The sequence below is a fragment of the Marinagarivorans sp. genome (assembly GCF_982758155.1).
This window is the reverse complement of the sequence record NZ_CEXWTU010000346.1, coordinates 1-3,543: the sequence shown is the minus strand read 5'-3', so window position 1 is coordinate 3,543 and position 3,543 is coordinate 1. Positions and strand designations below refer to the sequence as shown.

The following is a 3,543-nucleotide window of genomic DNA, read 5'->3' as shown; positions in this document are numbered from 1 at the left end:
CGGGGCAGGAGCCCCTTATTAGACATTGCAGGAGCATAATGTCGTGGAGCAGTTACCGAGGCATGTAACGCTTTGAGCAACGAAGGTAAGGATGTCGAGATCAAGTATTGGTGGATGAAATATTGTTTCCTCGTCCCTTATGTCCACACACCACAAGATAGGCTTAGCAAAAATGGTAGCGTACCGCCAAAACTATTAGGGTATGGGAGCTGGGGTTGTAAAATTTTAGGGTGACATTACCCCAGTGTTTGAAGCCCCTTTAAGCTAATTAACAGCGCGCGCGATTATTAGGCCAGAACAGTTCGCTAGGTCGCGCGATACTACCAAACAGGCATTTTACTTAGATGCTTCTCTATATCCTGCACCATCTCACTGCTCAAACCCAGGTGCCCCTTCTCTTGCGTCCATAGCGCACGAAAACGCGCGGACGTCTCTTTGGCGGTATCGAGTGTTGTTTTTTCAGGCATCGAAGCCTTGCTGGCCATATGGGCGATTTCATCCAGCGTGAAGTCGGCAAAAGCCTTACTTCGGCTTACCTTTAGCGCACTTTCGTGATCGGGTATGTAGGGAATCGTTGATACGAAGTCGTACGCTGGAGCCAGCCTGGGCTTTATGCCGTCGGGGTAGATGAGTGACCAGTTTTTCATGTGCATATCGGCATTGCCAATCAGCGTATTAAATACCAGGCGGCGAACGAACTCGGCATTGTCTGCACCGGCTGTCTCGATATTGATGACCTGTGCAATATTGCGCATTCGCCCCTTTGCGTACTTGTCCCGTGGGTAGAATCTGTCATGGCATATGCATTGTGGTTTTTATACGCTACAGCATATTTTTGCCGGTAAGTGATAAGGTAATAATGGTTTGTCCAATTAGGCGAAAAGCTAGAGCAAGCACTCACAAAAGCGAGCGCCATTCAATCTTCGGTTCTTAAGTTTGTTTTGTGGCGTTCTAGAATTTGGCGCTGATATAGCGGAATGAAAAATAACCTCAGGCTACAACCCAGGGAGAGTGTAGCCACGATTTTCCGCCGATTATCGATCGCCTAGGCCTCGAGCAAGATAGCGAGTTAGAGCTGGCGGGTTGACCTCTACAGTATGGTACAGCAGGCGGGTAGTTTTGATTGTTTGCTAGAGAGAGTGTTTACTGTGCGGTGGTTTGGAACTAGTTGCCAGCTATGGCATCGGATGAGCAGGTTTAAAATAAGGACTATATATGAAAATATCACTTTTACTGGCTTCGCTATTATTTAGTGTTCCTACTTTCGCTTTTGATTGGAGCGAGTTCAAATCAGAAAACTTCACCGTTTATTCTAATGCAAGCCCTGAATATGTCGAACAGCAGTTAACATCATTCGAAAACTACCGGCAAGGCGCGTTAGCTTTTTTGGGGCTTAAAAATAAGCCCGAGAACAAAAGCGCTAGAGTTTTTATCTTTAATAGCCGTAAAGAATTTTTAAAGTACCACGGTAATAAAATCTCTTCTGGTTTATACAGTTATACAGATGATGGGCCGGTTATGCTGCTTTATAAGCCAGGAAAAAACAGTAAAGAGGCTAAACGATATAGCGAGGAAGAGCGTAATTTAGTTTTATTTCACGAGTATGTTCATTACTTGCTGCGTGAACGATCATCGCTCCGTTACCCTAAGTGGTATGACGAGGGGCTTAGTGATTTATTAGCTTCTGCGCGTATTGGTAAAGCCGCTGTTTCTATTGGTGTTTCAAATGTTGCTCGGCGTTCATCGGATAATGTGCTGCAGCTGTTGGAGGTGAATGACCTTGTAGCTGGCGTTCGTCAAGACCAAAAATATGTAAAGAACTTTTACGCTAGCTCATGGATGTTGACTCACTTCTTACTATTGGGGCACTTAGAGGGTGGGCAAGATTTTAGCAGGAAGACGGCTGAATACCTTGCCGCGTACAACGATGGTCAAACGGATATAAAAACCTTTGAGCGCATATTGGGAGTGTCCAGCCAGGAGTTGACGGAGATGGTGAAGCGCTATATTCGCAAAGATTACTTAATGGGTATGACCATTGATATTACGCCCTACGCTACTGCAATTAAACGGCGCCCACTAAGCAATAATGAAGCGCTTTATAGTCAGGTAAATCTAATGTTTAAAATGGGGCAGGAGAAAAGTGCGCGTAAACTCGTAAAGAGTAATAAAAAAGGAGAGATTTTTTATTATGAAAATCAAGCGTTATTGGCCGTTTTTTTGGGGCATCGTGAGCAATTTAGTGCAGCATTAAAATTGGTGGATGAAGCTGTAATGGCTAACCCTGTACCGGCGGTTATGGTAGCTGCTGGCCATTTTTATATGGATTATTATGCGTATTCAAAAAATCGCGGGAAAGCTGATGAGGCTGTTTACCAAAAGGCGTTGAAATTAACGTTAGAAGCATACAGAGATGACAGCACTCGTTTGGAGGCCGCTGGTAATTTAAAGAATCTATACCGCAGTAAGGACGATGTTGTTAACGCCGTCAAAATGATGATGGAGCAATACAGGGCGACCCCGAGCCGTGTAGACCTGAATAGTGAGATAGGTCTGTATTTAGCTGATACAACATCGCCTAAAATGGCTATTCCCTTTTTGGAGAAAGTGCTTGCCTTTAGTCATCATGAAAAACAAAAAGAACAAGCAAGAGCTGCTTTGGAGAAGGTTTTATTGGTTCATGAAAAATAATCCGATGTACAGATATATTATTTTTAAGTTATAGGGGCTACTGCCAGCTCTGCTGAGCAGCTAAACGACACTTTAGCCGTTCAGCAGAGCACGAATGAACCAGCGGGCTACTCTTGCGCAGAGTGCTCCACCTTTATAAGCTCCTGGGTATCAAACCCTAATTGTTCTGCCTTTTGAACAAGCGTTGAATATATGGCTGCGTCTAGCGTGGGGGTGCGCGATAGTATCCAAAGGTAATCGGTATTGGGGCCGGTGACTAAGGAGTAGCTATAGTCACCGGCGAGCTCTGCCACAATATAGCTACCGTAAAAAGGCCCGAAGAAGGAGACTTTAGGGGCGAGGTAATAATAGTTTGTCCAATTAGGCGAAGAGATCGGCTTTCTTATCGAGGCGCTTAAAGGGGCGCATGCCGGGGCATGTAACGCTTTGAGCAACGAAGGTAAGGAGGTCGAGATCAAGTATTAGTGGATGAAATATTGTTTCCTCGCCCCTTAAGGTGGCCAACGTCTTGCGCGTTCACAAACTTTGCTTTTCCTTTCGCTTCGCTCCACGCCTTGTCTTTGGTGTTGAAACCTCGGTTTAACACTTTGATGCTACCGTCTTTATTCATACTGTAATTGGCTGTAACGCTTTGCATGTCTCGCTCAAAGCTGTGGTCCAGCCGTGCTATTTCATACCACTTTCCCAGATACCGCTGGGCATCAAAATTAGCGACTGGTGTAACGCCTGTAGGGGTGCCAGAGCAGCTAATCAGTACAAAACAGCTAAGGGTCAGTGTTGCGGTGCGCAATCGTTTTAATAAGGGGCGAGGCAATAATAGTTTGTCCAATTAGACGAGGGCGCCTGTTTTCT

General features: G+C 45.2%; 4 protein-coding genes. 1 reads left to right on the top strand and 3 read right to left on the bottom strand.

What is annotated here, in order from left to right:
* Window positions 1-320: 320 nt before the first annotated feature.
* Complete coding sequence (locus AC3A8L_RS20625; protein WP_487964158.1) at window positions 321-803, bottom strand: type II toxin-antitoxin system HipA family toxin; 483 nt, start codon at window positions 801-803, stop codon at window positions 321-323.
* A gap of 412 nt (window positions 804-1,215) precedes the next feature.
* Between AC3A8L_RS20625 and AC3A8L_RS20620 the strand changes: the two genes are divergently transcribed.
* Window positions 1,216-2,691 carry a tetratricopeptide repeat protein gene (locus AC3A8L_RS20620; RefSeq protein WP_487964157.1) on the top strand — a complete coding sequence of 492 codons (1,476 nt, stop codon included), beginning with the start codon at window positions 1,216-1,218 and terminating at the stop codon, window positions 2,689-2,691.
* A gap of 107 nt (window positions 2,692-2,798) precedes the next feature.
* On the opposite strand, the gene AC3A8L_RS20615 is transcribed toward AC3A8L_RS20620, so the two are convergent.
* Window positions 2,799-2,984, bottom strand: coding sequence for a lipocalin family protein (locus AC3A8L_RS20615; RefSeq protein WP_487964156.1), 186 nt, complete (start codon window positions 2,982-2,984; stop codon window positions 2,799-2,801).
* A 161-nt stretch (window positions 2,985-3,145) separates the two neighbouring features.
* The gene (locus AC3A8L_RS20610; RefSeq protein WP_487964155.1) at window positions 3,146-3,520 is read right to left on the bottom strand and encodes a lipocalin family protein; all 375 of its coding nucleotides are present in this window, start codon (window positions 3,518-3,520) and stop codon (window positions 3,146-3,148) included.
* Between the last annotated feature and the right edge of the window lie 23 nt (window positions 3,521-3,543).